The 1,351-nt window shown below is 66.4% G+C and carries 1 protein-coding gene; it reads right to left on the reverse strand.

Annotated features, from left to right (window positions below; translation table 11 throughout):
- Positions 1 to 39: 39 nt before the first annotated feature.
- The gene (locus SSP24_RS42410) at positions 40 to 1,332 is read right to left on the reverse strand and encodes an IS256 family transposase (protein ID WP_141316605.1); all 1,293 of its coding nucleotides are present in this window, start codon (positions 1,330 to 1,332) and stop codon (positions 40 to 42) included.
- Positions 1,333 to 1,351: the final 19 nt, after the last annotated feature.

The following is a 1,351-nucleotide window of genomic DNA, read 5'->3' on the forward strand; positions in this document are numbered from 1 at the left end:
GGGTCTGTCAAACGAGCGGTGTGACTGGGTGGTTGATGGTTACTGGCGGGCCGCTGAGAGCCGGCCGTTGAAGGTGATGTCGAAGGCGTTCAGCGCGGTCTTCCAGCGCATGGTCCAGCGGGCCTGGCCCTTGCCGGTGGGATCGAGCGACATGATCGCCATGTAGACGCACTTCAGGGCGGCCTGCTCGTTCGGGAAGTGACCGCGGGCCTTGACCGCTCGCCGGGTGCGGGCGTTGACCGACTCGATCGCGTTGGTGGTGCAGACGATCCGGCGGATCTCGGTGTCGAACCGCAGGAACGGGGTGAACTCCTCCCACGCGTTCTCCCACAGCTTGACGATCGCCGGATACTTCCTGCCCCAGGCGTCGGCGAACTCCGCGAATCGGTCCAGGGCGGCCCCTTCGGTCGGAGCGGTGTAGACGGGCTTGAGGAGCTTGGCGATCTTGTCCCAGTCCTGGCGGGCGGCATAGCGGAAGGAGTTTCGCAGCAGGTGCACCACGCAGGTCTGCACGATCGTCCTCGGCCAGACCGTCTCCACCGCCTCGGGCAGGCCCTTGAGCCCGTCGCAGACGAGCATCAGCACGTCACCCACGCCGCGGTTCTTGATCTCGGTGAGGATGTGCAGCCAGTGTTTGGCGCCCTCACCGCCGTCGCCGGCCCACAGGCCCAGGATCTCGCGCCGACCCTCGATGGTGACGGCCAGGGCCACGTAGATGGGCCGGTTGGCCACGGCGCCGTCTCGGATCTTCACGTGGATGGCGTCGATGAAGACCACCGGGTAGACGGCGTCGAGGGGGCGGCTTTGCCATTCGGCCATGCCGTCCAGGACCTTGTCGGTGATGGTGGAAATGGTCTGCCGGGAGACCTCGGCGCCGTAGACTTCCGCCAGATGGGCCTGGACCTCACCGGTGGTCAGGCCCTTCGCGGCAAGCGAGATCACCATTTCGTCGACGCCGGTCAGGCGTTTCTGCCGCTTCTTGACGATCTTCGGCTCGAAGGAGCCGTCTCGGTCGCGGGGCACGGCTATCTCCACCGGCCCCACCTCGGTCAGCACGGTCTTGGAGCGTTTGCCGTTGCGGGAGTTGCCACCGTCTTTGCCCGCCGGATCATGCTTGTCATAGCCAAGGTGGTCGGTGATCTCGCCTTCGAGAGCGGACTCCAGCAGCCGCTTCGTCAGCTGCTGCAGCAGCCCGCCCTCACCGGTCAGCCGCAGACCCTCGGCCTGGGCCCGGCCCACCAGCTCGTCGATCAGCTGGTCATCCACGGCCTTCGCCGACACAGCCGCTGCCGACTCGCCGGCCTCGTGCTCGGCCACGTTCTCACTGGTCATCGATGCATCTTCCATGATC

This window comes from Streptomyces spinoverrucosus (assembly GCF_006539505.1).
Lineage (GTDB): Bacteria > Actinomycetota > Actinomycetes > Streptomycetales > Streptomycetaceae > Streptomyces > Streptomyces spinoverrucosus.